2 protein-coding genes are annotated in these 1,358 nt (G+C 30.1%); both read right to left on the bottom strand.

The window, feature by feature from the left end:
- Nucleotides 1-263 (bottom strand): recombinase family protein (locus BUB36_RS18950; RefSeq protein WP_131821387.1); only part of this gene is annotated, 263 nt, incomplete at its 3' end.
- A 27-nt stretch (nucleotides 264-290) separates the two neighbouring features.
- The coding region (locus BUB36_RS18945) for a recombinase family protein (protein ID WP_207550862.1) at nucleotides 291-1,358 on the bottom strand (1,068 nt) is incomplete at its 5' end.

The following is a 1,358-nucleotide window of genomic DNA, read 5'->3' as shown; positions in this document are numbered from 1 at the left end:
TGAATCATTCTGTTAAACTGAGCTCTATATTTTGTGTTGGTTCCAGTTATACCTTCGTCTGCATATATTCCTGCATACTCCCAATCCGGTCTTTTATTAATGTAATCTTCGTAGTAGGTTACCTGCGCTTCATAACTTGAAAGCTGCTCATCAGTATCTGTACTAACTCTACAATAAGCACAGACCCTTTTCTTAGTTTCCTTTGGTAGACCCTTAATTACTGCAGCTGGTTTAGCAGGTATTACTGATATTTTTTTAGTCATTTTTAAACCTTCCTTTCTAAAATATTTCTATACTAAACCATTTTTACCTCTTCTCTTAATGAATTTTTCTTCTAAAGCAATTCCATTTCTTAGTTCAAAAACGATGTGAGTTGGACCTATAACTCGTATTCTTTCAACTAAAGCTTTAAATATCTCATCATCAAAATCTGTAAGTAGTCTATCATGATTATTTAAATAATTTTTTATTTCTGCCATCCTTATCTTAAGTTCTTGGCTGTTTTGCTTTTCCTCTAAGTTATTTAGATGTATTCTCTTTAGAGCATCTAGTCTATTTTTAAGTTTTTTGTATCTGTTCTCATATTCATCAGCTGAAATCTTTCCTTGTATTTGAATACGAATAAGTTCTTTTATTTTCTCTGTAAGATTTTTAATTTCTTTTTCTACTTGAAATTTTTCATCCTTTTCACTTTCTAATCCCTTTTCTACATTTTTTATAAAGCTTGATAGAAACCTTTCTTTATCCTTATAAAATCTATTAAAAGTCCTGATAAAGACTGCTTTTAGAGTCAAATCATCAATAGCCTTCATGGCACAAGCATTTTTTCCTTCCTTTATATATGTTCCGCACTGCCATACTATTTGTTTGTTAGGAGATTTACTGTTCCATGTTCTTCTTTTAAATACTGCTCCACAATTTCCACATATAATCTTTCCACTAAAAGCATATCTATTTTTGTATTTATATCTTTCCTCTGGAATATTTCCAAATTTTGCTGCTCTATCAGTCATTATTTTCTGTACACTGTTAAACTCTTCTTTTGATATAATTGGCTCATGGTTATTCTTAATTAAGTATTTAGGACTTTCACCTTCATTCCTTTTTCTCTTATGAGTAAGATAGTCAACTGTTACTGTCTTTTGTAAAATTACATCTCCACAGTATTTTTCATTACTTAAAACTCCTTTAATAATGCTTTCTTGCCACTTTTCTTTTCCTGTTACAGTTTTAATCCTATCTATTTCTAGCCCTTTTTTAATTTCACCCATACTTTTTCCATTAAGGTACTCTCTATAAATTCTCTTTACTATTTCAGCTTCTTTTGGATTTATTACAAGTCTTCCTTCATCATTAAG

The sequence above is a fragment of the Paramaledivibacter caminithermalis DSM 15212 genome (assembly GCF_900142245.1).
In the GTDB taxonomy this organism is placed as follows: Bacteria; Bacillota; Clostridia; order Peptostreptococcales; family Caminicellaceae; genus Paramaledivibacter; species Paramaledivibacter caminithermalis.
This window is presented reverse-complemented; position numbering and strand designations above follow the sequence as displayed.